This is a genomic window from Polymorphobacter sp., assembly GCF_051860865.1.
GTDB lineage: Bacteria > Pseudomonadota > Alphaproteobacteria > Sphingomonadales > Sphingomonadaceae > Sandarakinorhabdus.
Window position 1 is genome coordinate 1 of the sequence record NZ_JBIMKZ010000035.1, and the last position, 22429, is coordinate 22429.

At 65.6% G+C, this 22429-nt stretch carries 22 protein-coding genes; 12 read left to right on the forward strand and 10 right to left on the reverse strand.

What is annotated here, in order from left to right; translation table 11 throughout:
- The 4 genes from queE to dmpG form a co-directional block, all read left to right on the forward strand.
- The coding region (queE, locus tag ACTIFJ_RS08220) for a 7-carboxy-7-deazaguanine synthase (RefSeq protein ID WP_439533617.1) at nt 1-480 on the forward strand (480 nt) is incomplete at its 5' end.
- A gap of 91 nt (nt 481-571) precedes the next feature.
- Complete coding sequence (locus tag ACTIFJ_RS08225) at nt 572-1354, forward strand: 2-keto-4-pentenoate hydratase (protein ID WP_439533618.1); 783 nt, start codon at nt 572-574, stop codon at nt 1352-1354.
- Nucleotides 1351-2283, forward strand: a complete 933-nt coding sequence (locus ACTIFJ_RS08230) for an acetaldehyde dehydrogenase (acetylating) (protein ID WP_439533619.1) — start codon at nt 1351-1353, stop codon at nt 2281-2283. Before ACTIFJ_RS08225 ends, ACTIFJ_RS08230 begins: the two co-directional genes overlap by 4 nt.
- Entirely contained in the window at nt 2280-3323 is a 1044-nt protein-coding gene (dmpG, locus tag ACTIFJ_RS08235; protein ID WP_439533647.1) for a 4-hydroxy-2-oxovalerate aldolase, read from the forward strand. The genes ACTIFJ_RS08230 and dmpG overlap by 4 nt, the downstream gene beginning before the upstream one ends.
- On the opposite strand, the gene ACTIFJ_RS08240 is transcribed toward dmpG, so the two are convergent.
- From ACTIFJ_RS08240 to ACTIFJ_RS08260, 5 genes are all read right to left on the reverse strand, one after another.
- Nucleotides 3311-5020, reverse strand: coding sequence for an amidohydrolase (locus tag ACTIFJ_RS08240; RefSeq protein ID WP_439533620.1), 1710 nt, complete (start codon nt 5018-5020; stop codon nt 3311-3313). The genes dmpG and ACTIFJ_RS08240 overlap by 13 nt on opposite strands.
- Nucleotides 5021-5134: 114 nt before the next feature.
- Nucleotides 5135-5980, reverse strand: a complete 846-nt coding sequence (locus ACTIFJ_RS08245; protein ID WP_439533621.1) for an alpha/beta fold hydrolase — start codon at nt 5978-5980, stop codon at nt 5135-5137.
- A gap of 82 nt (nt 5981-6062) precedes the next feature.
- Nucleotides 6063-7169 (reverse strand): LLM class flavin-dependent oxidoreductase, encoded by a 1107-nt coding sequence (locus ACTIFJ_RS08250; protein ID WP_439533622.1) that lies wholly within the window; start codon nt 7167-7169, stop codon nt 6063-6065.
- 11 nt (nt 7170-7180) lie between these two features.
- Entirely contained in the window at nt 7181-7933 is a 753-nt protein-coding gene (locus tag ACTIFJ_RS08255; protein ID WP_439533623.1) for an aspartate/glutamate racemase family protein, read from the reverse strand.
- Between the two features lie 8 nt (nt 7934-7941).
- Nucleotides 7942-8721, reverse strand: a complete 780-nt coding sequence (locus ACTIFJ_RS08260) for an IclR family transcriptional regulator (protein WP_439533624.1) — start codon at nt 8719-8721, stop codon at nt 7942-7944.
- A gap of 307 nt (nt 8722-9028) precedes the next feature.
- Between ACTIFJ_RS08260 and ACTIFJ_RS08265 the strand changes: the two genes are divergently transcribed.
- The 8 genes from ACTIFJ_RS08265 to ACTIFJ_RS08300 all read left to right on the forward strand — a co-directional run bounded on the left by ACTIFJ_RS08265 (nt 9029) and on the right by ACTIFJ_RS08300 (nt 18358).
- Nucleotides 9029-10708, forward strand: a complete 1680-nt coding sequence (locus ACTIFJ_RS08265) for a TonB-dependent receptor (RefSeq protein WP_439533625.1) — start codon at nt 9029-9031, stop codon at nt 10706-10708.
- The gene (locus tag ACTIFJ_RS08270) at nt 10672-11436 is read left to right on the forward strand and encodes a TonB-dependent receptor domain-containing protein (protein WP_439533626.1); all 765 of its coding nucleotides are present in this window, start codon (nt 10672-10674) and stop codon (nt 11434-11436) included. Before ACTIFJ_RS08265 ends, ACTIFJ_RS08270 begins: the two co-directional genes overlap by 37 nt.
- Before the next feature lie 118 nt (nt 11437-11554).
- Entirely contained in the window at nt 11555-12439 is an 885-nt protein-coding gene (locus tag ACTIFJ_RS08275; RefSeq protein ID WP_439533627.1) for an alpha/beta fold hydrolase, read from the forward strand.
- Between the two features lie 29 nt (nt 12440-12468).
- A complete protein-coding gene (locus ACTIFJ_RS08280) occupies nt 12469-13809 on the forward strand; it encodes a Rieske 2Fe-2S domain-containing protein (RefSeq protein WP_439533628.1) in 1341 nt (446 codons plus the stop codon).
- 19 nt (nt 13810-13828) lie between these two features.
- Nucleotides 13829-14860: an FAD-binding oxidoreductase gene (locus ACTIFJ_RS08285; RefSeq protein WP_439533629.1), complete on the forward strand. Its 1032-nt coding sequence runs from the start codon at nt 13829-13831 to the stop codon at nt 14858-14860.
- Between the two features lie 10 nt (nt 14861-14870).
- Entirely contained in the window at nt 14871-15761 is an 891-nt protein-coding gene (locus tag ACTIFJ_RS08290; RefSeq protein ID WP_439533630.1) for a VOC family protein, read from the forward strand.
- A complete protein-coding gene (locus ACTIFJ_RS08295; RefSeq protein WP_439533631.1) occupies nt 15758-17023 on the forward strand; it encodes an amidase in 1266 nt (421 codons plus the stop codon). Before ACTIFJ_RS08290 ends, ACTIFJ_RS08295 begins: the two co-directional genes overlap by 4 nt.
- A 9-nt stretch (nt 17024-17032) precedes the next feature.
- On the forward strand, nt 17033-18358 hold the full coding sequence (locus ACTIFJ_RS08300; protein ID WP_439533632.1) for a M20 family metallopeptidase: 1326 nt from the start codon (nt 17033-17035) through the stop codon (nt 18356-18358).
- Here ACTIFJ_RS08300 and ACTIFJ_RS08305 read toward each other — a convergent pair.
- From ACTIFJ_RS08305 to ACTIFJ_RS08325, 5 genes are all read right to left on the reverse strand, one after another.
- Nucleotides 18355-19203 (reverse strand): SDR family oxidoreductase, encoded by an 849-nt coding sequence (locus ACTIFJ_RS08305; RefSeq protein WP_439533633.1) that lies wholly within the window; start codon nt 19201-19203, stop codon nt 18355-18357. The two genes, ACTIFJ_RS08300 and ACTIFJ_RS08305, sit on opposite strands and share 4 nt — an antisense overlap.
- A 3-nt stretch (nt 19204-19206) precedes the next feature.
- Nucleotides 19207-19857, reverse strand: coding sequence for a DUF4142 domain-containing protein (locus tag ACTIFJ_RS08310; protein WP_439533634.1), 651 nt, complete (start codon nt 19855-19857; stop codon nt 19207-19209).
- 92 nt (nt 19858-19949) lie between these two features.
- Nucleotides 19950-20942, reverse strand: a complete 993-nt coding sequence (locus ACTIFJ_RS08315; RefSeq protein ID WP_439533635.1) for a zinc-dependent alcohol dehydrogenase family protein — start codon at nt 20940-20942, stop codon at nt 19950-19952.
- Nucleotides 20943-20944: 2 nt separating this feature from the next.
- The gene (locus ACTIFJ_RS08320; RefSeq protein WP_439533636.1) at nt 20945-21481 is read right to left on the reverse strand and encodes a winged helix DNA-binding protein; all 537 of its coding nucleotides are present in this window, start codon (nt 21479-21481) and stop codon (nt 20945-20947) included.
- Nucleotides 21482-21545: 64 nt separating this feature from the next.
- Complete coding sequence (locus ACTIFJ_RS08325; protein ID WP_439533637.1) at nt 21546-22319, reverse strand: maleate cis-trans isomerase family protein; 774 nt, start codon at nt 22317-22319, stop codon at nt 21546-21548.
- Between the last annotated feature and the right edge of the window lie 110 nt (nt 22320-22429).

Consider the following 22429-nt stretch of genomic DNA (forward strand, 5'->3'; position numbering starts at 1 on the left):
GATTTTCTTGGCACCGATGGCCCCGGCGGCGGCAAGTTCAAGACCGCCGAAGCGCTGGCTGACGCTGCAGTCGAGGCCTGGGGGCATGGTATCGGCCATCGGCTGATCGTCTGCACTGGCGGCGAGCCTCTGCTCCAGCTCGACGCGCCGCTGATCGCCGCGCTCAAGGCCCGGCACTTCCGCATCGCCGTGGAGACCAACGGCACCATCAAGGCACCAGCCGGACTGGACTGGATCTGCGTCTCGCCCAAGGCCAATTCGCTGCTGTCCCAGCGGTCCGGGGACGAGCTGAAGCTGGTCTTCCCCCAGACCCATGCCATGCCGGACCGGTTCGAAACGCTGGATTTCACCCATTTCTTCGTCCAGCCGATGGATGGCCCGGCGGTAGCGGAGAACACGCAGGCTGCGATTGCCTGGTGCCTGGCCCACCCGCGCTGGCGGCTGTCGGTACAAACCCACAAGACCATTGGCATCCGCTAAATGTTTCTCGGATAGCGAGACTGCCGCCACCGTTGCTCTGGCCACGCGGCCACGCCCGCGATAGCCAGAAGCCTCAGCCAAGGGGCCTCCCATGCCAAGCCATCAAGACCTCGCCGACCGTCTTCGCGCTGCCTATACCGGCGGCGCCGTCCCGCCGCTGCGCGATGGGCTCGCCACCGATGACGCCGCCGGTGCCTATGCCGTGCAGGCACTCAACACCGCGCACTGGCAGGCCGAGGGCCGCCGGCTGGTCGGCCGTAAGATCGGCCTCACCGCCAAGGCGGTGCAGGCGCAGCTGGGCGTCAGCCAGCCCGATTTCGGCGCGCTGTTCGCCGACATGCAGATCGCCGATAGCGGCATGCTCGATCCCGCCCGCACGCTGCAACCCAAGGTCGAGGCCGAGGTCGCACTGGTCCTCGCCCGCCCGCTTTCCGATCCGCAGGCGACGATCGACGACATCATCGCCGCCACCGACCATGTCGTGCCGGCGCTGGAAATCGTCGACAGCCGCATCGCCGACTGGAAGATCAGCTTCGCCGACACCGTCGCCGACAATGGCTCGTCGGCCTATTATGTCCTCGGCACCGAACCCAGGAAGCTCGCCGGCCTCGATCTCTACACCTGCGGCATGGCGATGACCGTCAATGGCGAGATTGTCTCGCTTGGCGCCGGCGCCGCCTGCCTCGGCCATCCGCTCAACGCCGCGCTCTGGCTGGTGCGCACGCTCGCCGCGGTCGGCGAGGGCCTGCAGGCCGGCGACGTTATCCTCACCGGTGCACTCGGCCCAATGGTGGCGCTGAAGCCAGGCGATGTCGTCGAGGCCCGGGTCGGCGGGCTGGGCGGCTGCGGCTTCCGCATGGGCGACGCGGCATGAAGACGAAATGCGCGATCATCGGCTCGGGCAACATCGGCACCGACCTGATGATCAAGATCCTCCGCCTGTCGCAGACGCTCGAGGCCAGTGCGCTGGTCGGCATCGATCCCGCGTCCGATGGCCTGAAGCGCGCAGAAAGCCTCGGAATCGCCGCCATCGCCACAGGCATGCAGGGCCTCGCCGAGCACCCGCTCTGGCCGGAGATCGCCATCATCTTCGACGCCACCTCGGCCGGCGCCCATGCCGGCCACAGCGAGATCGCCCGCAACGCCGGCAAGGTGATGATCGACCTGACGCCGGCTGCGATCGGCCCGTTCGTCATCCCCGTCGTCAACGGCGAGACCCATCTCGACGCCACCAATGTCAACATGGTCACCTGCGGCGGCCAGGCCACCATCCCGATCGTCGCCGCGGTCAGCAGCGTCGCCACCGTCCATTATGCCGAAATCGTCGCATCGATCGCCTCCAAGTCCGCCGGCCCCGGCACCCGCGCCAATATCGACGAGTTCACCGAGACCACCTCGCACGCGATCGAGAAGGTCGGCGGGGCGGCGCGCGGCAAGGCGATCATCGTCCTCAACCCGGCCGAGCCGCCGATGATCATGCGCGACACCGTCTTCACCCTGTCCTCCGGCGCCGACGAGGCGACGCTGGAGGCGGCCATCACCGCCATGGTCGCCCGCGTCCAGGCCTATGTCCACGGCTATCGGCTCAAGCAGCAGGTCCAGTTCGAGCGGTTCGGCGCCAACAATCCGGTCGCCATCCCCGGCCTCGGCCGCTTCGAAGGCATCAAGACCAGCGTCTATCTCGAGGTGGAGGGCGCCGGCCATTATCTGCCCGCCTATGCCGGCAACCTCGATATCATGACTTCCGCCGCACTCCGTACCGCCGAGACCATCGCCGCCCGCCGCGCCCGAAAGGCCGCCTGATGTTCGATCCCACCCAGACTCGGCTCTACATCCAGGACGTCACGCTGCGCGACGGCATGCACGCCATTCGCCACCAATATGGCCTCGATCATGTCGCCAGCATCGCCAGGTCGCTCGACGAAGCCGGCGTCGACGCCATCGAGATCGCCCATGGCGACGGCCTGCAAGGCTCCAGCTTCAATTATGGTTTCGGCGCCCAGACCGACGAGGCCTGGATCGAAGCATGCGCTGAGGTCTGCAAATCGGCTGTGCTGACGACGCTGTTGCTGCCCGGCATCGGCACCGTCCATGACCTCAAGCGCGCCCATGCCCTCGGCGTCCGCTCGGTTCGTGTCGCCACCCATTGCACCGAGGCCGATGTCGCCCGCCAGCATATCATGGCGGCGCGGGACCTCGGCATGGACACCATCGGCTTCCTGATGATGAGCCACATGATCGAGCCCGATGCGCTGGCGCAGCAGGCGAAGCTCATGGAAAGCTACGGCGCCACCTGCGTCTATGTTACCGACAGCGGCGGTGCGCTGGACATGGACGGCTACCGCGCCCGGCTCGAAGCCTATGACCGCGTGCTCAAGCCCGAGACCCAGCGCGGCGTCCACGCCCACCACAATCTGTCGCTCGGCGTCGCCAACAGCCTCGTCGGCGTCCAGGCCGGCGCCATCCGCGTCGATGCCAGCCTCGCCGGCATGGGTGCCGGCGCCGGCAACGCCCCGCTCGAAGTCTTCATCGCCGCCGCCGACCGCAAGGGCTGGCAGCACGGCTGCGACCTCTACAAGCTGATGGACGCCGCCGAGACCCTGGTCCGACCGCTGCAGGACCGCCCGGTCCGCGTCGACCGCGAGACGCTCAGCCTCGGCTATGCCGGCGTTTATTCGAGCTTCCTGCGCCACGCCGAAAAGGCCAGCGCCGATTATGGCATCGACACTCGGGACATCCTTGTCGAGCTCGGCCGCCGCCGCATGGTCGGCGGCCAGGAAGACATGATCGTCGACGTCGCCCTCGACCTGCGGCGCGCGCAGGAATCCTCTCAGGCCTCGTAGACGACCCGCCCATCGGTCACCGTCTTCAGGATCTTGATGTTGATGATCTTCTCCGGATCGATGGTGTGCGGATCCTCGGCCAGCATGACGAAATCGGCGAGCTTGCCCGGCGTGATCGAGCCCTTGATCTTGTCCTCATAGGTCGCGTAGGCGCCGTTGAAGGTACTGATCTTCAGCCCTTCGGCGACAGTAACCGCCTGATTGGCGCCCCAGATCTTGCCGTCCCAGCCCTTTCTCGTGACCATGCCCTGCAGGCCCATCAGAGGCTGGAAGGGGCCGGGCCGGTAATCGGTGCCGGCGGCCGCAATGATGCCATTGTCGATGAAGTCGCGGAATGCCATGGACTTGTCCATGATCTCCTTGCCGTAATAATGAAATTTGTCGCTGTTGTAATAGGTGTAGCTGGTGAACGGGGCCGGCACGGCGCCGATAGCCTTGATGCGGCGCAGCAGGTCATCGTTGATCACCGTGCAGTGCGTGATCTTCGGCCGCCAGTCCTTGGTCGGCTTCATCTTGTGGGCGCGCTCGAAGGCGATCAGCGCCCGGTCGATGGCGAGATCGCCGTTGGCATGGATATTGGGATTGATGCCGGCCTTGTGGACGCGCTCCACCCAGGCGTTGCAGACGTCCTGCTCCTCGGTGAGAATGCCGTGATAGCGTGGCGTCGTATTGGGATAGCCTGCCTTCAGAGCCGCCGTGCGGCCGGAAAAGGAGCCGTCCACCCCATGTTCGGAGGTGGAGCCGAACTTCAGCCAGTCATCGCCGAAGCCGGTCTGGATGCCGGCCTGGACCATGGCGTCCAGCACTTCGCCGCTGCATTCATAGCTGACCCGGTGGCAGAGGGTGCCTTCCGCGCGGGCGCGTTGCAGGACCAGCATCTCCTCGAAATTGCGCGCGCCTGACTGGACGCTGGTGACGCCATATTTGACCAGCATCTTGGAGAAATACACCGCCGCATCATAGGCGCGCTGGAGGCGCTGTTCGGGCGTATAGGTTTCCTGAAGGCCGACCTTCTCGAACATGCGGTTGGCGCGCTCGGCCACCAGACCGGTCAGTTTTCCATTGGCATCGTGGAAGAATTCGCCGCCCGGCGGATTGGGCGTCTTGTCGGTGATGCCGGCCAGTTCGAACGCCTTGCTGTTGTACCAGGCGATATGGCCGCCACGGTGGCCGACCCTGATCGGGTGGGTGGTGGACGCCTTATCGAGATCGGCGATCGTCAGTTGGCGACCGTCCGAGACCTTGGTGTCGTCGTAGAAGCTGGCATCGACCCAGGTGTTTGCCGGCAGCGTCTTGGCCTTGGCGCGCAGCTTGCCGATGATGGTGTCGATCGTGGTAATCTCGATCTCGAAGGGATTGCCGACCAGCACCCCATAGAGCACTTCATTGCCGTCGGCATGGATATGGGCGTCATTGAAGCCCGGCACCACGGTGGCGCCGCCGGCATCGACGGTCTTCGTCCCCGCCCCGGCCAGCACCTTGATGTCGGTCGTGCTGCCCACGGCCACGAAGCGACCGTTCTTCACGGCAAAGGCCTGCGCCGTCGGCTGCGCACTATCGACGGTATATACCTTGGCGTTGAGCACCACCATGTCCGGCGCGCTCGACGACGCCCCCCAGGCGTTACCGGCCGTCGACAGCGCGGAGCCCGCGCCGATCATCTTGATGAAGTCCCTGCGCCCCTGAAGAATACCCATGTTCCGCCCCCTTAGCCATCACGCCGCAACGAGGCGAAACATCCTCGCCGCGATGCATGATGGAAAGGTGCCAAGGGCGTCACCCCGGTGCGCGGACGGCACCGGCGCGAAGGGCTAGCTGGCCAGCTTCAGAAAGCCGTCGACGGTCGCATTGAACTCGTCCGCCTTCTCCCACTGCACCCAGTGCCCGCACTGCGGCAGAACATGGAGCCGCGCGTTCGGCAGCAGCTTGAGCAGCAGGAAATTGGCATCCACCGGCGTCACCCGGTCCTCGCGGCCGGAGATCAGCAGGATCTGCTGCTGCACGCCGCGCAGATTCAACAGCCACAGATCCTCGAACGGCTTGCCGCCCTTGAATTTCAGCGGCGGGTTGGCAATCACCTCGGGCCGCGTTGCCACCTCGAACCGCTGCTGCAGCATCGCCTCGCTCACCGTCGACGGGTCATAGACCAGCGAATGGATGAAATCCCTGAGCTTCTCGATCGTCGGCCCGCCCTCGCCTTCATAAAAGGCCGCCAGCTTGCGCTGCCCTTCGCTCGGGAACAGTCCGAACACCGGCAGGCTGCCGGCAGTGCCCATCATCACCAGCCCCAGCACCCGCTCGGGCGCCCGCAAAGCCATCATCAGCCCGGTGCCGCCGCCCAGCGAATTGCCGATGACATGCGCCTTGTCGATGCCGAGTACGTTCATCAGCCCCAGCACATTGTCGGCATAGCCGGCGAAGATGCCGTCCTCGGGCACCATATGGTCGGATTCGCCAAACCCCGGCAGGTCGATGATGATCACCCGCCAGTTGGCCGCGAATGCGTCGATGTTGCGGTTGAAATTGCTCCATCCCGAAGCGCCCGGCCCGCCGCCATGGATGAACACCACCGGCATGCCCTCGCCGGCCTCGTGATAATGGATGTTCAGGCCGTTGACGGTCGCCGTGCGGCTGGTGCCCTCATGTGTCAAACTCATCTCGAAACTCCCCTAGAATACAGCCCCAGCATTAGCCGTGCGCCCGCCCCGGCCCAAATACTCGGTCTCACCATGCAAGAACTCAGTCGGACAGCCGGAGTCCCCGCGCCTCGAGAATCGGCAGCACCGTGTCGCGGAAATAGGGAAACTCCGCCGCATAATCGACAAAGGACAAGGTCGTCCCGCCAAAGCCGGTCTCGGCCAGCAGCGAGATGCCATCGGCGACCTGCTCGGGCGTACCGATCAGCGGATAGCCGCCATGCCCCATCGCCATCCGGTCCTTGATCAGCGCCAGCAGGTCATGCGGAAAGCTCTGGGCATGGGCAAACTGCAGCGCCACCAGATTCTCCACCGCCGCCCAGTCGCTGTTGACGCCGGTAAACGTCTCGACGAACGCCAGCGCCTCAGCCTCGGTCGGCCGACACACGACATGACTGAACGTCAGCACATCGACCTTCCGCCCCTTCGACGCCGACAGTTCGTGCATCTCGGCAACTTCTTCGCTCGACCGCGCCAGGTCGATCGCCGGGGTGAACAGGAAGTCGGCGTTCTTCGTCGCAAACTCGCGCCCCTGCCCCGATCCGGCAGCGTTGATGATCGGCGGCCGGCCGTGCACCGGCTTGGGGTCCGAATGCACGCCCTTCAGCTTGAACCACTGGCCGTCCCAGTCGAACGCACCCTCATGCGTCCACAGCTTCTGGATGATGTCGAACCATTCCTGCGCATAGGCGTAGCGCGTTTCATGATCGTCGGGCAGCGTCAGCCCCAGCGCCTCATATTCAGGCTTGTTCCAGCCGGCGACGATGTTCAGCCCGGCGCGGCCATGGCTGATCCGGTCGATGGTGGCGATCTGCTTGGCCACCACCACCGGATGATTGGCCGAAGTGTGCGTCGTCGACACCACGGTGATCCGCTTGGTCGAGGCCAGCAGCCCGGCCGCCCAGGTCATCGTCTCCAGCACGCTGCCATGGAAATTGGTCTCGCCGCCATAGCCGATCCACCGCGCGATCGGCAGCATGAAGTCCACGCCCGCCTCGTCGAGCAGCAGCCCCAGCTTGAGGTTGCTGTCCCAGCTCGCATCCCAGCGGCCGGGGCTTTTGGTCACCGACATGCCGCCCGAGCAATTGGAGGCGAAGGTGCCCAGCTTGAAGTGGTTGTCCCGGTTCATCCGGTTCGGCAGTGCCGTCATCGCTCGCCCCTTCAGCCAAAGATCTTCGGCACATGCCGCAACACATCGTCGTTCGGCGTCTTCGGCGCCGGCCAGGCGCGCTTGCTCTGCGCTAGCTTCAGGTCGAGCAGCAGCTCGCACTGCTTGAAGGCGAGCAGCCCTGGGTTGATCAGCGGCACCGGCAGCCGCGACTGCAGATAGCCGGCCGACTGGTGCATCGTCGTCGAGCCGAGGATCAGCACATCGGCGCCGTCCTCATGCACGGCCTTCAGGCACTGCTCCTCGAGCGCGGCAAATACGAAATCCTCCTTGCCGGCCAGCAGCTCCTGGGTATCGGGCCGCACACCGATATCGCGGATCGAGGCCAAGCGGTCGCCGAGCCCGGTGTCCTTGGCCAGCTTCTCGTAGAGCCAGTACCATTCGGGCCACATGGTAATCACCGAGAATTTCCGCCCCAGCTCGGCCGCCAGGAAGAAGGAGGAGCGCCCGGTCCCCACCACCGGGATCGTCAGCCGCGAGCGCAACGCGTGCAGCCCGGAATCGCTCATCGTGTTGATGCACACCGCATCATAGCCCTGCGCCTCCGCCGACAGCCCGGCCTCGAGGCAGAAGGCATCGGCGAGCGTCCCCTCATACAAGCTATCGAGCAAGGTCGTGCCGTTGCGCACACCGGTGAAGTCGATCGTCATCCCGGCCGGGATCATCTCAGGCGGTATCTGCGCGGCAAAGCCCTTCAGCGCCTCGTCCGGCAACGGCACAGGCATGATCATCAATATCTTCGTCATGGTCCCCCCTATTGAACCCGCAAGCGGCTCGCCGGAAACAGCTTGGCACGCACGGCCTCGGAGGCCTCGCGCAGCGCCTCGAATAGCCGCGGCACCGCCTCCCAGGTCACCACATCGGTGCTGCCCGAGCAGGAAATCGCTGCCATCGCCCCGCCCTCGGCATCGAACAGCGGCACCGCCACGCACCGCAGCCCGACATAAATCTCGCCGTCATCGATCGCCCAGCCGCGCGCCCGCACCTGGGCCAGTTCGGCACGCAGCACCTCGGGATCGGTGACCGTATTGGGGCTCAGCATCACGAACGGCTCGCCGCCCAGATAGGCCTCGCGCGCGTCATCGGGCAGATGCGCCAGCAGCACCTTGCCCATCCCCGAGCAATAGCCCTCGAGCTGGCTGCCGATCCGCGTCGGGATCGACAGCGCGTGGCGCGGCACCTGCTTGGCGATATAGGTCACCATCTGGTCAGCATCCCAGACGCCGGCGTGCACCACCAGCCCCAGCGACCGCGCCAGCTTGTTCAGCACCGGCTGCAAGGCCGCAGCCAGCACATCATCGCAGTTGGAGCCACGCGTCAGCGCATGCAGCCCCATGCCGATGCGGTAACCGCCGGGCGCGATGCGGATCACCGCCCCCACAGCCTCCAATGTCGTCAGCAGCCGGTGCGCGGTGGCAACGCTCAGCCCGGAACGCGCCGCCATAACCGGCAGGCTGCACGTCGCCCCCGGCTCGGACAGTTGCTGGAGCAGCGCAAAGGCGCGGTCGACAGACTGGATTCGCGGTGTCGACATTGTCCCTCGCCCTCCCCTGCCACCGAACCTGCGTCGCACGATGCGCCGCTGCCGATGTGGCAAATTGGCACCAATCAACGATCAAGAAAAGTCCAATTGAGTTTCAATCATGTGCCAGCCCCAATCAGCTAGGTCAATTCTCACATCATAAGAAAGCAGGCCCGACCGGCTTTTGACATCGATCAAGGCTTCAAACCAATGTGACGACGTCGCGGGGGGTCAGCCACCGTCGTCCTGCTCGGCGTTCGCGCCGCGCCGGCCGGCAGGGGGCATCGGCTGCGACCGGGGTCAGAACAAGGGGTACATCATGATCAGATCGACGTCATTCACGCTCGGAGTCTCTCTCGCCGTCCTGGCCAGCCTGTCCGCGGGCGGCGCCGCCGCGCAGACGGCCAGTGCCCCCGCCAACACCGGCGGCATCATGGACGAGATCCTCGTCACCGCCCAGCGCCGCAGCCAGAATCTGCAGGACGTCGGCATCGCTGTCACCGCCTTCTCCGACGAGCAGCTGAAAGCCGCCGGCGTCATCAACTCGATCGACGTCGCCCGCCTCACCCCCGGTGTCGCCGTGTCCGGCAGCATCGGCGGCCAGAACTCGCAGTTCACCATCCGCGGCGTCACCCAGAATGACTTCAACGACGGCATCGAGGCGCCGGTCGCCGTCTATGTCGACGAAACCTATATCCCCAATCTCCAGGGCCAGAATTTCGGCGCCTTCGATATCGAGCGTGTCGAAGTCCTCAAGGGCCCGCAGGGCACACTGTTCGGCCGGAACGCCACTGGCGGCCTCGTCCATTTCGTGCCGCGCAAGCCCACGGAAGAACTCGATGGCTTCATCGATGCCACCTATGGCCGTTTTAACCAGACCCGCATCGAAGCCGCGCTTGGCGGCGGCCTCGGCGGCGGCCTCTCGGCCCGCGCCTCCTTCTATTACAATGCCCATGATCCGATCTTCAAGAACGTCTATCCCGCCGGCATGGCGCCCGGCTCGGTGCTGGGCCTCGGCGCGCCGATCTCGCCCTGCTGCGAAGACATCTGGACCGACGATACGTTGTCGGCCCGCCTGCAGCTGCAATATGCGCCGGAAGGTTCCGGTCTCAACATCCGGCTGACCGGCTCCTACAGCCGTCAGCGTCTGTCGGAAGCACCCTTCTCCTCCATTGCGACCGTGCCGGTGGTCGATGCCCAGGGCCGCGTCGTCGACGCCATTGTCGCCTCGGCCACTGAGACCCGCACTGCGATCGGCCCCAATGGCCAGAACATCCCGTTCGCCTTCGGCGGCCCGGCCAGCCGCGCGCCCGGCGCCGATTTCTTCGGCTTCCTCGGCGCCGATGCCCAGAAGCTCGAAGTTTCCAAGGACTTTGCCTTCGAGGATCTCAACACCACCGACAGCTACAACACCGCGCTGCATATCAACTATGATTTCGGCGATATCACCCTCACCTCGATCACTGACTACAAGCGGTTGAAGAAGGATTTCGCCATCGACGTCGACGCGACGCCGGCCAATGTCGTATCCTTCGGCTCGGTCAACAACACCCGCTCGATCAGCCAGGAGGTCCGCCTCAACGGTCGCTCGGACAGCCTCAACTGGACGCTCGGCGGCTATTATCTGGACATCGATTCAGACACCGCCAACGGCTTCATGGCGCTGCCGCGCTCCTTCTTCTCGGGCCTTTTCGGCGCCGTCACCGACGGCATCGACCTCGCCAACGAGTTCACGCTGCGCACCAAGTCGCTGTCCGGGTTCGGCCAGGTCGAATACAAATTTTCGGAGCAGTTCACCTTCATCGCCGGTGCCCGCGTCATCTCCGAGCGCCAGGCCTATGACTTCATGTCGAACGCCTATGCCAACAGCCGTGATCAGCGGCTGGACACCAGCGCCCGGCCTTCTTCCCGCTCCAGCCGAGCTTTACCAACAAGCGGACCACCACGCTGTTCGCCGGCAAGGTGCAGCTCGAATATCGGCCCAACGACGACCTGCTGATCTATGTCGGCGTCAACCGCGGCGTGAAGGGCGGCAGCTACAACGCCCTTCTGCCCGATGGCTCGCCGCCGCTGGCACCCGGCGAGATCCCCTATCGCCCGGAAAAGCTCACCTCCTATGAAGGCGGCTTCAAGGCCACCATCGCCGAGCGCGTGCTGTTCAACGCCGCCGCCTATTATTACGACTACAAGGACTATCAGGCCTTCACCTTCTCCAACGTCTCGGGCTTCGTCCAGAACCGCGATGCCCGCACCTATGGCATCGAGGCCGACCTGTCGGCCGAGCTGTTCGAGGGTTTCCAGGCGGCGGTAGCGGTCTCGACCTTCAACGCCAAGGTCAAGAACGTCCAGGTTGCGCCCGGCGTCTTCCGCGACGTCAAGCCGACCTTCGCACCGGAAACCCAGTTGTCGGGCCGCCTCAACTATCGCATCCCAACGCCGATCGCCGGCGGCACCGTGATGCTGGCCGCAGACGGCAGCTACCAGTCGAGCTTCTTCCACAATATCCGCAACTTCCAGGCCGATCGCCTGCCCGGCTACTGGCTGTTCAACGGCAATGTCGGCTGGAAGCAAGATAACGGGGGGCTGGGTGTTTCCGTCGGCGTCCAGAACATCTTCGACAAGCGCTATGCCAATATCGGCTTCAACCTGGCAACGCTCTGCGGCTGCTCGGAAGAGAGCTATGGCCGGCCGCGCTGGTGGAGTGTTTCGGTTCGCTACGACTTCTGATCGAGCAAGGGCCGCGGCGTTTTCGCCGCGGCCCTTTTTCGGCCCTGATGAATTGAATTTCAATTGGACTTCAATCGAACACTGGCCTAGCGTCACGCTGGGGAATGGGAGAGACAAAATGGCATCGATCCACGTCGATCTGCTCGGCACCGAAACGCGGTTCGTCGACACCGGCAAATATCGCACCCGCATGATCACCGTGGAGAATGACAAGCCGGCGCTGTTCCTGCTTCATGGCGGCGGCGGCCATGCCGAGACCTATTCGCGCAACATGGTGGCGCTGTCCGAATTCTGCCGGCCGATCGCCATCGATTTCATCTGGCACGGCATGTCCTCCAAGCCCGCGTATTCGGACAAGGGCCCGACCGACCAGGGCCATTGGCTTCACCAGTTCACCGACCAGTGCATCGACCTGATGGACCATCTCGGCATCGAGAAGGCGGCGTTCGAAGGCGAGTCGCTCGGCGGCTGGATCGCCTTCGACATGGGCATCAATCACCCCGAGCGCACCTCGAAGCTGATCCTCAATACCAGCTGGGGCATGCATCTGGACCCGAACCATGTCGAGGAAGGCGCCAGCGACCTGACCGCGTTGCGCGACACCTCGATGAACGCGCTGAAAAACCCGACCAAGGAACTTCTCCGCAAGCGCCTCGACTGGCTGATGCCATTGGGCGGCGTCACCGACGAGCTGGTCGACCTGCGCTATGCGCTGTGGACGATCCCCGAGACCCGGGACGCGCTGATCGAATATTATGACCGGCTGTTCGCCCCCGACATCGAAGAATACTATTTCCACGAAGACGGCATCCGCACCATCACCTGCCCGACTCTGGTGCTGTGGACCGACAAGAACCCCATCCACGGCACCGACGCCGCCGACCGGCTGGAAGCGATCATCCCGGGCGCCGAAAAGCATATCATGGAAGGCTGCGCCCACTGGCCGCAATGGGAACGGCCCGAGGAGCATGATCGCGTCGTCGGCGCCTTCATGGCCAAATAATCCACCGTGCACGCTGAAAGGACAGGTTCATGACCGAACAAACTCCCATTCGCAGACGCACCAAGGGCGCCGGCGGCACCATCTCGAACAACCGCGTCAACGACGCCAAGACCCAGAGCAGCTACCAGCCCTACAAGGACGCCGCCTGGGGGTTCATCAACCATTGGTACCCGGCGCTGTTCAGCGAGGAACTGGGCGAGGACAAGGTCGAGGGCATCCAGATCTGCGGCATCCCGATCGTGCTGCGCCGCATCGACGGCAAGGTCTATGCGCTGAAGGACCAGTGCGTCCACCGCGGCGTCCGCCTCTCGGCCAAGCCGATGTGCTTCACCAAGGACACCATTTCCTGCTGGTACCATGGCTTCACCTTCGACCTCGAGACCGGCATCCTCGCCACTATCGTCGCCAATGAGGAAGACAAGCTGATCGGCACCACCGGCCTCACCACCTATCCGGTGCATGAAGTCGCCGGCATGATCTTCGTCTTCGTCCGTGAGGACGGCTTTCCCGATGAGGATGTGCCACCGCTCAGCCACGATCTCCCGATCCGCTTCCCCGAGCGGTCGGAGGAATATCCGCACCCGCTGTGGCCGAGCGCCCCCAGCGTCCTCGATGAAAACGCCGTCTGCCTCGGCATGCACCGCACCGGCTTTACCAACTGGCGCATCGCCTGCGAGAACGGTTTCGACAACGCTCATATCCTCGTCCACAAGGACAACACCATCGTCCAGGCGATGAACTGGGTGCTCCCGCTCGGAATCCTCCCCACCTCGGACGATTGCATCACGCTGATCGAGGACGAGGAAGGGCCGAAGGGCCTGATGCAGTGGCTGTTCACCGAGCGCTGGGCGCCGGTGCTCGAGAACAAGCGCCTCGACCTCAAGGTCGAAGGCATGAACGGCCGCTTCTACCGCACGTCGGTCGTCCTCCCCGGCGTGCTGATGGTCGAAAACTGGCCCGAGGAGCATCTCGTCCAGTATGAATGGTATGTCCCGATCACCGAAGACACCCATGAATATTGGGAAGTGCTGGTCAAGGTCTGCCCGGACCAGAAGGCGAAGACCGACTTCAACTACCGCTATGAACGTGTCTTCAAGCCCTTGTGCCTGCAAGGCTTCAACGACTGCGACCTGTACGCCCGTGAAGCCATGCACGACTTCTACGCCGACGGCTATGGCTGGGACAATGAGCAGCTGGTCAGCACCGACGTGTCGCCGATTACCTGGCGCAAGGTCGCCTCGCGCTGGAACCGCGGCATCGCCCAGCCCGGCAAGGGCGTCGAGAACGCCACCAAGCATTCGCCGATCAAGTATCGCCGTCTGTCCGAAGGCAAGGCGCCCGGCTATTTCGTCGAAAAGATCAATGACTGACCGGGCCGAGCCCCTCGCAATGGCCGAACACAGCGAGGGGCTGGCCCGCATCACGCTGGGCTTTTCGGACGGCGTCGAGCAGATGATCGCCGTCGCCCCCGGCCAGCTCGTCCTCGATGCCGCCATCGACGCCGGACTCGGCGTCTCCTACCAGTGCCGGTCGGGCAGCTGCACCAGCTGCATCGCCCGGCTCACCGAGGGCACGGCCGACATGCGGGCCGGCAGCTCCTCGCTGCTGGCGGCCGAAAAAGCCGTGGGCCAGCGCCTTCTCTGCATGACCGAGGCGGCGGGCGACTGCCGGTTCGAACTGCCCTATTCCAGCACCAGCGTCGGCGCCGCCACCCGGGTCCATGCCTTCATCAATGCCATCGAGCCGCTGGCCAGCGATGTCGTCCGACTGGAGCTCGAGCTCGCCGACGGCTATTGGCTCGATTTCCAGCCCGGCCAGTTCATCCAGCTCACCATCCCCGGCACAGACCAACGCCGCAGCTATTCGATCAGCAGCACACCGGGCGACCTGCCGAAGATCGAGCTGCTGATCCGCCTCCTGCCCGATGGCGTCACCTCGAACTGGCTGCGCACCGCCGCGCGGCCCGATGACACAGTCGAGATCGAAGGCCCGTTCGGCAGCTTCTTCCTGCGCCCGGCCCCGGCCACCGCCCCGCATCTGATGATCGCCGGAGGCACCGGCCTCGCTCCGATGCTGTCGATGATCGATACCATCCGCGCCAAACCCGGCCGCAAGCCGAAGATCATCCTCAGCTTCGGCTGCGCCCATAGCGACGCGCTGTTCCACCAGGAGCCGCTCGACCTGCGCAGCCAATGGATGCCCGGCCTCGATACGCGCTTCAGCATCGATCGGGGTGAACCCTGTGCAGGCGTCCGCCTCGGCAACCCGGTCGCCGCCATGCTCGAAACCCCGGTCGATCCGGCCAGCATTGCCTATCTCTGCGGCCCGCCCGCCATGGTTGCCGCTGCCCGCGATGCGCTCGAAGCCGCCGGCCTGGCGCCGGAAAACATCCACGCCGAACAATTCGTTGCCAGCACCTGAGGAGACCGGAATGTCTGTCGCAAGTCTCGGCTATGCCAATCTCGATGTCGCCGACATGCCAGCCTGGCTCAGGTTCGCCGGCGATATCTTCGGCCTGCAGGCCAAGCCCCGCGAGGACGGCGCCGTCGACCTCAAGATGGACGAATATCACCACCGCTTCAGCCTCTATCCGGCGGCGACCAACCGGCTGCGCAGCATCGGCTGGGAAGTCGCCACCCCAGAGGGCCTGCTGGCGCTGGTCGAAAAGCTCAAGGCCGCCGGCCACAAAGTCACCGAGGGCAGCGCCGAACTCAAGGCCGAGCGCCGGGTCCGCGATCTCTGGCGCTTCCACGAGCCGCATCTGGGCCTCGAGACCGAGTTGTTCTACGGCCCGTCCGCCTGCAACATTCCGCTCAATCCCGGCCGCCCCATCACCGGCTACAACACGGGCAAGCTCGGCCTTGGCCACATCGTGTTCAGCGCAGCGGACCCCAGGGCGGCAGTCGCCTTCTACATCGACATGCTCGGCTTTCGCGTCTCGGACTACATCATCTGGGAGGACAAGGACGCCACCTTCCTCCACTGCAACGCCCGCCACCACACGCTGGCGATCATGAACGAATTCGGCCCCCTCAAGGGCGGCGACCTCAACCACATCATGCTCGAAGCGCGAGACTTCAACGACGTCGGCTATGCCTATGATCTGGTCCGCGACGCCGGCTATCCGATCATGCTCGAAATGGGCAAGCATTCGAACGACCATATGCAGAGCTTCTACGTTCACACCCCCTCGGGCTTCGCCTTCGAATATGGCTTCGGCGGGCGCACCATCGATGACGACTGGCAGGTCCGCACCTATGACCAGCCGATGCTGTTCGGGCACCGCCAACCGAAGTCCGCCGGCCAGGAATTGCCGGCGTGAGCCTGCCTGATCCGTCGACGTTCAGTGCCACCGACGCCGCCCATCACCTGCGCGCGGGCCGGCTGACCGCGACCGACCTTACCAACGACTGCCTCGCACGCATCCGTGCGCGGGACGGGCTGGTCAGGGCCTGGGCGCATGTCGCCACCGACACCACCGACCAGATCGCCCGCGCCCCCGCCGGCCCGCTGCACGGCATCCCGATCGGCCTCAAGGACGTCATCGATACCGCCGACCAGCCGACAGCCTATGGCTGCGCCGCCTTCGCCGGTCACCAGCCCGAAGCCGATGCCGAATGTGTCACCCTGCTGCGCGCCGCCGGCGCCATCATCCTGGGCAAGCTCCACACCGCCGAGCTCGCCACCTATCACCCCGGCCCCACCGCCAATCCCCTGAATCCCGCCCACACCCCCGGCGGCTCGTCGAGCGGCTCAGCCGCCGCCGTCGCCGATTTCCATGTGCCTCTCGCGCTCGGCACCCAGACCGTCGCCTCGATGCTCCGCCCCGGCAGCTTCTGCGGCATCCATGGCTTCAAGCCAACGCTCGGCCGCTATCCCACCGCCGGCCTCAAGGCCACCTCGCACACCATGGACACGCTCGGCGTCTTCGCCCGCGCCCTGCCGGACCTGCTGCTGATCGACAGCATCCTCGCCCCGCGCCCGCCGGCCCCCGCCGCGCCCAACGGCCACGCCATCCTCATCGCCCGCACGCCGGCCTGGGAGCAGGCCAGCCCGGCGATGCGCGCCGCATTCGATAGCTGCGCCGCTGCCCTCGCCGCCGCCGGCATTCCGGTCATCGACCGGCCACTGCCTGACGAGATCGAGGCCGTATACGGCTTCCAGGCCGACATTCACGCCCGCGATGTCCATGATCTGCTCGGCAATCTCGCCCGCGATCACCCTGATCAGGTTAGCGACGCCTTCAAGGCGCTTGTCGCCAAAGGCGCCGCGATTAGCGACGACCGCCACGACGCCAACCTCGATGCCCTCGCCGCCGCCAAACGCGCCCTGCCGGCGCTGTTCGACGGCATCGCCGCTATCCTCTCCCCGGCCGCCACCGCCATCGCCCCCGCCGGCCTCGCCAGCACCGGCGACCCCAGCTTCAGCCGCATCTGGACCGCCATCGGCACCCCCTGCCTCGGTTTCCCCTGGGGCCATGATCAGGGCCTGCCCCTCGGCCTCCAGCTGATCGGCGCGCCGGACAGTGACCGCGCGCTGATCCACCTGACCATCGAGCTCCTGTCCCGCATTCATCCCGCCTGAGGCCTTGCCATGCAGCCCACCGCAAAAGCCCCCTTCTCAGACGATCAGCAGCGCTGGTACGAGGCCGCCGTCGCCCGTCTCGACCAGCAGCGCCTCGCCCGGCGGCTGTTCGCGCTCACCGACATCCACAGCCCCACCGGCGCCACCCGCGCCGCATCCGAATACATCGTCTCGGAACTCGCCGCCGCCGGCCTCAACAGCCGCTACATGCCGATGAGCGAAACCACCGGCAATGTCTTCGCCGAACGCCGGGGCTCCGGCGACGGCGCCACCCTGCTGCTCTACGCCCCCATCGACACCCATCTGGAGGGTAACGCCAGCGACTATCCCTGGTCAGGCCCGAAGCAGTTCGCCGATCTCGCCCCCCGCGCCAAGCAGAATGGCGACTGGATCTACGGCCTCGGCTCCTCCAACCCCAAGGCGATGGTCGCCACGCTGACCGAGATCGCCACCGCGCTGGTCGAGGCGGACGTCCCGATCGCCGGTGACCTCAATGTCGGGTTCGCCGACGGCGGCATGCCGGTCAATATCCCGGAGCGCGCCAATGCCGGCATGTCGAACGGCGTCACCCATTTGCTGATGCGCGGCGTTGCCCCCGATTTCGCCATCATCATGAAGCCCTGGAACTGGGTCTATCATGAAGAGCCCGGCATGGGCTGGTTCAAGCTGATCATCAAGGGCACCCTCGGCTATGCCGGCGTGCCCCGGGGCATTCCCGCCTTCCGCTCCTCCATCCTCCCGGCCGCCGACATTATCCCCGAGCTCGAAACCTGGATCCTCGACTATGCCGAGCGCAACACCTCGGGCGTCATCAAGCCGCATGGCTGGATCGGCGGCATCCGCTCGGGCTGGGAGGGCCGCCCCGCTTTCCCTTCGGCCGCCACAGAAATCTTCTTCGACATTCGCATCAACCCGCGCACCAGCCCTGGCGCCGTCAAGGCCCAGTTCGCCGCCTTCATGGCCGATCTCAAGACCCGCTATCCCCAGCATGATCTCGATTGGGAGATGTACGGCTCGACGCCGGGCGGCACCACCGACGAGAACAACTGGATCATCCAGTCCGCCCGCCGCGGCTGGGAGCATATCGAAGCCCGACCCTACACCACGCCCGACTGGCTGGCCGGCCAGACCGACGGCGCCATGCTCCGCCGCCTCGGCATCCCCACCGCCCGCATGGGCTGGCCCTGGCCCGCCGAAGGCAGCCCGGAGCCGATCGCCGAAGGCCTGGGCGGGATGGGCGCCACCTACGTCCCGGACTTGATGCCCTGCGCGCACAAGATCCTTTACGCCGTCATCGACACCCTTACCCGTCGCCGAGCAGAACTGGGGCTCTAACCGCCGACGCTGATCCCGCCATTCGGGTGCAACACCTGCCCGGTCATGTAACTCGTATCCTCGCAGGCCAGGAACAAATAGCTCGGCGCCACCTCGTTCGGCTGGCCGGGCCGGCCCATCGGCGTGCTTTCGCCGAACGTCTCCAGCTTCTCGGGCGTCGCACCGCCGAACGGATTGAGGGGCGTCCAGATCGGTCCCGGCGCCACGGCATTCACCCTGATCCCGGCCTCGGCGAGCTGCTGCGCCAGCGCCCGGGTAAAGGAGGTGATCGCGCCCTTGGTCGCCGAATAATCGACCAGCTCGTCCGAGCCGGCAAAGCTGGTGACGCTCGTAGTGTTGATGATCGCCGCACCCTTGCCCAGATGCGCCCGCGCCGCCTTGGTCAGGTAGAACATCCCGAACACATTGGTGGCAAAGATCCGCTCGAACTGGTCGCTCGGCAACTCGCCGATATCCTTCGACGGATGCTGCTCGCCAGCATTGTTGACCAGAATGTCGAGCCGCCCGAAGACCTCGATGACGTCGTCGATTGCCGACCGGCAGAAGACTTCGTCGGCCAGGTCCCCCGCAATCGCCAGCGCCTGCCGCCCCTCGCCCTCGACGATCCGGCAGGTCTCGCGGGCATCCTCCTCCTCCTCGACGCCGCCGAGATGGAGGATCGCCACATCGGCACCTTCGCGGGCAAACAGCGCCGCCACCGCCCGGCCGATGCCGCTGTCACCACCGGTGATCACCGCCACCTTGCCGGTCAGCCGCTCCGACCCCTTGTACCGCGGCTGCCATTCCGGCTTGGGCTCCAATGCCGCCTCGGCACCGGGATCGGTCGGGGGCACATCAACATCCATGGCCTACTGCGCGGCGTCGGCCGGCATGGCCTGCAGCATCGCCAGATGCTGCTCGACCTTGGGCAACGTCTCGCGCGCAAAGCCTGCCAGCGCCACCGAGGCGTCGGTTCGGTTGCTCATGCCCCGATGGAGCGTCACCGCTTCTTCATGGGCAATGATCTGCTGCTCGCGATAGAGCCGATCGAAACTGCCATCGTCGGTGCGGCTCGCCGTTTCCAGCGCCGAAATCATCTGCGCATGGCGCGGCTGCATGGCCGTCGGCACTGGCGCGCCCGCTTCCTGCGCGATCGGCTTCAGCTTCGCCATGGTCGCCTCATGGTCCTTGATCATCTGCTCGGCAAAATCGCGCAGCCCGTCATTCTTGCTATGCTTCTCGGCCAGCCGGCTGGCCTGTATCTCGTACATGTCGCCGGACGCGGCCGCAGCCACATATTCGGCGGGCTGCATCGTTGAGGACGCCTCGGTGACGTCGGGCGCTGCCATGGCATCGCTCATCGTCGGGGTTTCGGTCGCCACGGTCGTGTCGGTGGCATCGACACGGTCGGCATCGCTGCCCTGGCTGCCACAGGCAGCCAGGGCGACGGCAGAGGCAAGCCCTAGCGCACGAAGCCCGACACGACGGTCAGGAGCGGTATTCTCAGAGGTAAGCAACATCGGGAAATTCCTTCGCAACAGGGGAACTCAGCTTGGCTATTCAATTCGCCACGCCGCAAACAGTTCCCGGTTGCCGTAAGAAATCCCCGCGCTCAGACCTCGATCACCAGCTTGCCGAACACCCCGCCTGCCTCCAGCGCCGCATAGCAGTCCGCGGCTTGCTCCAACCCGAATCGCCCGGCGATCACCGGCTTAAGGCCGTGCAGGTCGATCGCCGCGTTCATCGCCCGAAAATCCTCACGGTGCCCCACGGTAATGCCGATGATCCGCGCCGCCCGCGCCAGGATATTGACCAGCGGCAGCGTCGCCACCACGCCGGAGATCAACCCGATCACCGCGATCCGCCCGCCCACGGCGACCGCCGCCATGGATTTCGCCAGCGTGCCGCCGCCGCCCAGCTCGACCACCACGTCGACGCCGCGCCCGCCGGTCCGCGACAGCAGCTCGGCGTCCCATTCGGGCACGTCCACATAATTGATCCCGTCATCGGCGCCCAGCGTCGCCGCCTGCGCCAGCCGCGCATCGCTGGACGAGATCACCGTCACCCGCGCCCCGGCCATCTTGGCGAACATCACCGCGAAGCTCGCCACACCGCCGGTACCGATCACCAGCGCATGCTGACCGGGCTTCAACGCGCCTTCGGTGAACAGCGCCGACCAGGCGGTCAGCGCCGCGCACGGCAGCGTCGCCGCCTCGGCAAAGTCGAGCGTCTCGGGTTTCTTCACCAGCCCGGAGGCCGGGATCACCGCATAGTCGGCGAGGAACCCATCGAGTTGCGCCCCGAGCGTCGCCCGGTGATTGTCGGCATTCGAAGGCCCGCTTTCCCAGAACGGGAAGAAGCAGCCGACCACCGCGTCACCCACAGCCCAGCCCTCGACCCCGGCGCCCAGCCCCGCGACAATCCCGGCCCCGTCGGACAGCGCCACCACCCCGGCCCGGTGCGGATAAAAGCCGCCCCGGATGCCGAGGTCGCGGGCGTTGATCGACGCCGCCTTGACCTGCACCAGCACCTCGCCCGGCCCCGGCTCCGGCCGCGCCACTTCGGCCATCGCCAGCGTCCCGTCACCCACAGTCCAGCGCTTCATCGTCATTCCTCCCCGATCTCGTCTTTGCTGAAGGTCGCGGAATTGCGCGCCGCCTCTTCATAAATGCCGGTCATCACCCCGAGCAACTGCGTCACCTTGGCAATCGAGGCATCGAAATTGCCCAGCGTCGCCATCGGCTCCAGCAACACCTCCTGGCGCACGGCCGCATATTCGTCGGTGGTCTGCTCGCCCTTGTCGGTCACCTTGTAGGCAAAGGTCTTGGCGCCATTTTCCTGCACCTTCTCGATCAACCCCTTGGCCTCCAGCTTGCGCAGCGAATACTGAATGTTCGGAATATCATCGCGGTTGATCATCCGGGCGATCGTGGCGCTGCTCTTCGGCCGGTCCTGCATGCGGATCACGTGCAGGATCAGATGCTCGGAATATTTGAGGTCGGCATCGATGGTCAGCCCGCCCATGGTGATAACGCAGCGCGAAAACGCCTCATAGAAGCGGATCATCGTCCACTCGAACTCGGTCACCTTGAAGCTGCTTTCGTCTTCGGCCAGGTGCCAGCTCTTGTAGTATTTCGCCTTCATCAATGTCTCCGGCCGCAAAACGCCTTCACGGCTAGCGGCCCGCACCGTTCCACGCAACATCGGCTCACGCAAGCGCTGCCCCCACCGAAGCGGACCCTGCCAATGCAGCTCCAGCCCCGGGCACCACCGGCGCCAGCCCCAGCGCCAGCAGCAGCGCCCGCACCGTCAGCGTCGCTGCCGACACCACCGGCTTGCCGATCCGGTCCTCGAGGATCTGGATCGCCGCCAGCGACGGCATCTGCACACAGGCTGACAGCACGACCGCGTCACAGCCGCCATGGTCGAGCTGCCGCACCGCATCGAGCGTCAGCATCGGGTCGCGCCGCCCGACCTCGAGATTGTCCGGGATCTCCAGCGCCAGGCTCGCAGCCACTTCGATCCCCTCGCGCTCGATATAGTCGACCACCAGGTCCGTCAGCGGCCGCATATAGGGCGCCAGCACCGCCACCCGGCGATAGCCGAGCTCCTTCAGCCCTTCGACCAGCGCCCCGGCGCTGGTTACCACCGGCGCCGGCCCTCCGGCGGCCGCCGCCCGCGCCGCCAGCGCCGCCTCGCTGGTCCGGTGATAGCCCGGCCCCATCGCCATGATCGCCACAAGACAGGCATAGCCCATCACATCGACCCGCGCGTCGGCCAGCTCCTCGGCGCAGCGTCCGCTCTGCGCGTCCATCGCCGCCAATTCCTCCTGCGTCACCTTCATCATCCGCATCCGGCTCGAATGAAAGGTGAAACGCTCCGGCAGCACGGCCTCGCGTGCCCGTAGCATCGCCGGTACCTCGGTCTCCATCGTGGTGTTGGAACTCGGCACGATCTGCCCGATCCGGTACGCCGTCTTCATTACATCGTCTCCCGCTCCCCCGGGCTTAAGCCGCCGCCGCGCCAGCACAAAACCACCCTCGCCGCGCCTTATCAGCATGTGATAGCAAGGCCCGTCCGTCGCTTGCCCCG

Bases quoted from the DNA above. Each gene is read 5' to 3' on its own strand.
- ACTIFJ_RS08225 (WP_439533618.1), top strand. From the start codon at position 572: ATGCCAAGCCATCAAGACCTCGCCGACCGTCTTCGCGCTGCCTATACC.
- ACTIFJ_RS08230 (WP_439533619.1), top strand. From the start codon at position 1,351: ATGAAGACGAAATGCGCGATCATCGGCTCGGGCAACATCGGCACCGAC.
- ACTIFJ_RS08240 (WP_439533620.1), bottom strand. From the start codon at position 5,020: ATGGGTATTCTTCAGGGGCGCAGGGACTTCATCAAGATGATCGGCGCG.
- ACTIFJ_RS08245 (WP_439533621.1), bottom strand. From the start codon at position 5,980: ATGAGTTTGACACATGAGGGCACCAGCCGCACGGCGACCGTCAACGGC.
- ACTIFJ_RS08250 (WP_439533622.1), bottom strand. From the start codon at position 7,169: ATGACGGCACTGCCGAACCGGATGAACCGGGACAACCACTTCAAGCTG.
- ACTIFJ_RS08255 (WP_439533623.1), bottom strand. From the start codon at position 7,933: ATGACGAAGATATTGATGATCATGCCTGTGCCGTTGCCGGACGAGGCG.
- ACTIFJ_RS08260 (WP_439533624.1), bottom strand. From the start codon at position 8,721: ATGTCGACACCGCGAATCCAGTCTGTCGACCGCGCCTTTGCGCTGCTC.
- ACTIFJ_RS08265 (WP_439533625.1), top strand. From the start codon at position 9,029: ATGATCAGATCGACGTCATTCACGCTCGGAGTCTCTCTCGCCGTCCTG.
- ACTIFJ_RS08275 (WP_439533627.1), top strand. From the start codon at position 11,555: ATGGCATCGATCCACGTCGATCTGCTCGGCACCGAAACGCGGTTCGTC.
- ACTIFJ_RS08280 (WP_439533628.1), top strand. From the start codon at position 12,469: ATGACCGAACAAACTCCCATTCGCAGACGCACCAAGGGCGCCGGCGGC.
- ACTIFJ_RS08285 (WP_439533629.1), top strand. From the start codon at position 13,829: ATGGCCGAACACAGCGAGGGGCTGGCCCGCATCACGCTGGGCTTTTCG.
- ACTIFJ_RS08290 (WP_439533630.1), top strand. From the start codon at position 14,871: ATGTCTGTCGCAAGTCTCGGCTATGCCAATCTCGATGTCGCCGACATG.
- ACTIFJ_RS08300 (WP_439533632.1), top strand. From the start codon at position 17,033: ATGCAGCCCACCGCAAAAGCCCCCTTCTCAGACGATCAGCAGCGCTGG.
- ACTIFJ_RS08305 (WP_439533633.1), bottom strand. From the start codon at position 19,203: ATGGATGTTGATGTGCCCCCGACCGATCCCGGTGCCGAGGCGGCATTG.
- ACTIFJ_RS08310 (WP_439533634.1), bottom strand. From the start codon at position 19,857: ATGTTGCTTACCTCTGAGAATACCGCTCCTGACCGTCGTGTCGGGCTT.
- ACTIFJ_RS08315 (WP_439533635.1), bottom strand. From the start codon at position 20,942: ATGAAGCGCTGGACTGTGGGTGACGGGACGCTGGCGATGGCCGAAGTG.
- ACTIFJ_RS08320 (WP_439533636.1), bottom strand. From the start codon at position 21,481: ATGAAGGCGAAATACTACAAGAGCTGGCACCTGGCCGAAGACGAAAGC.
- ACTIFJ_RS08325 (WP_439533637.1), bottom strand. From the start codon at position 22,319: ATGAAGACGGCGTACCGGATCGGGCAGATCGTGCCGAGTTCCAACACC.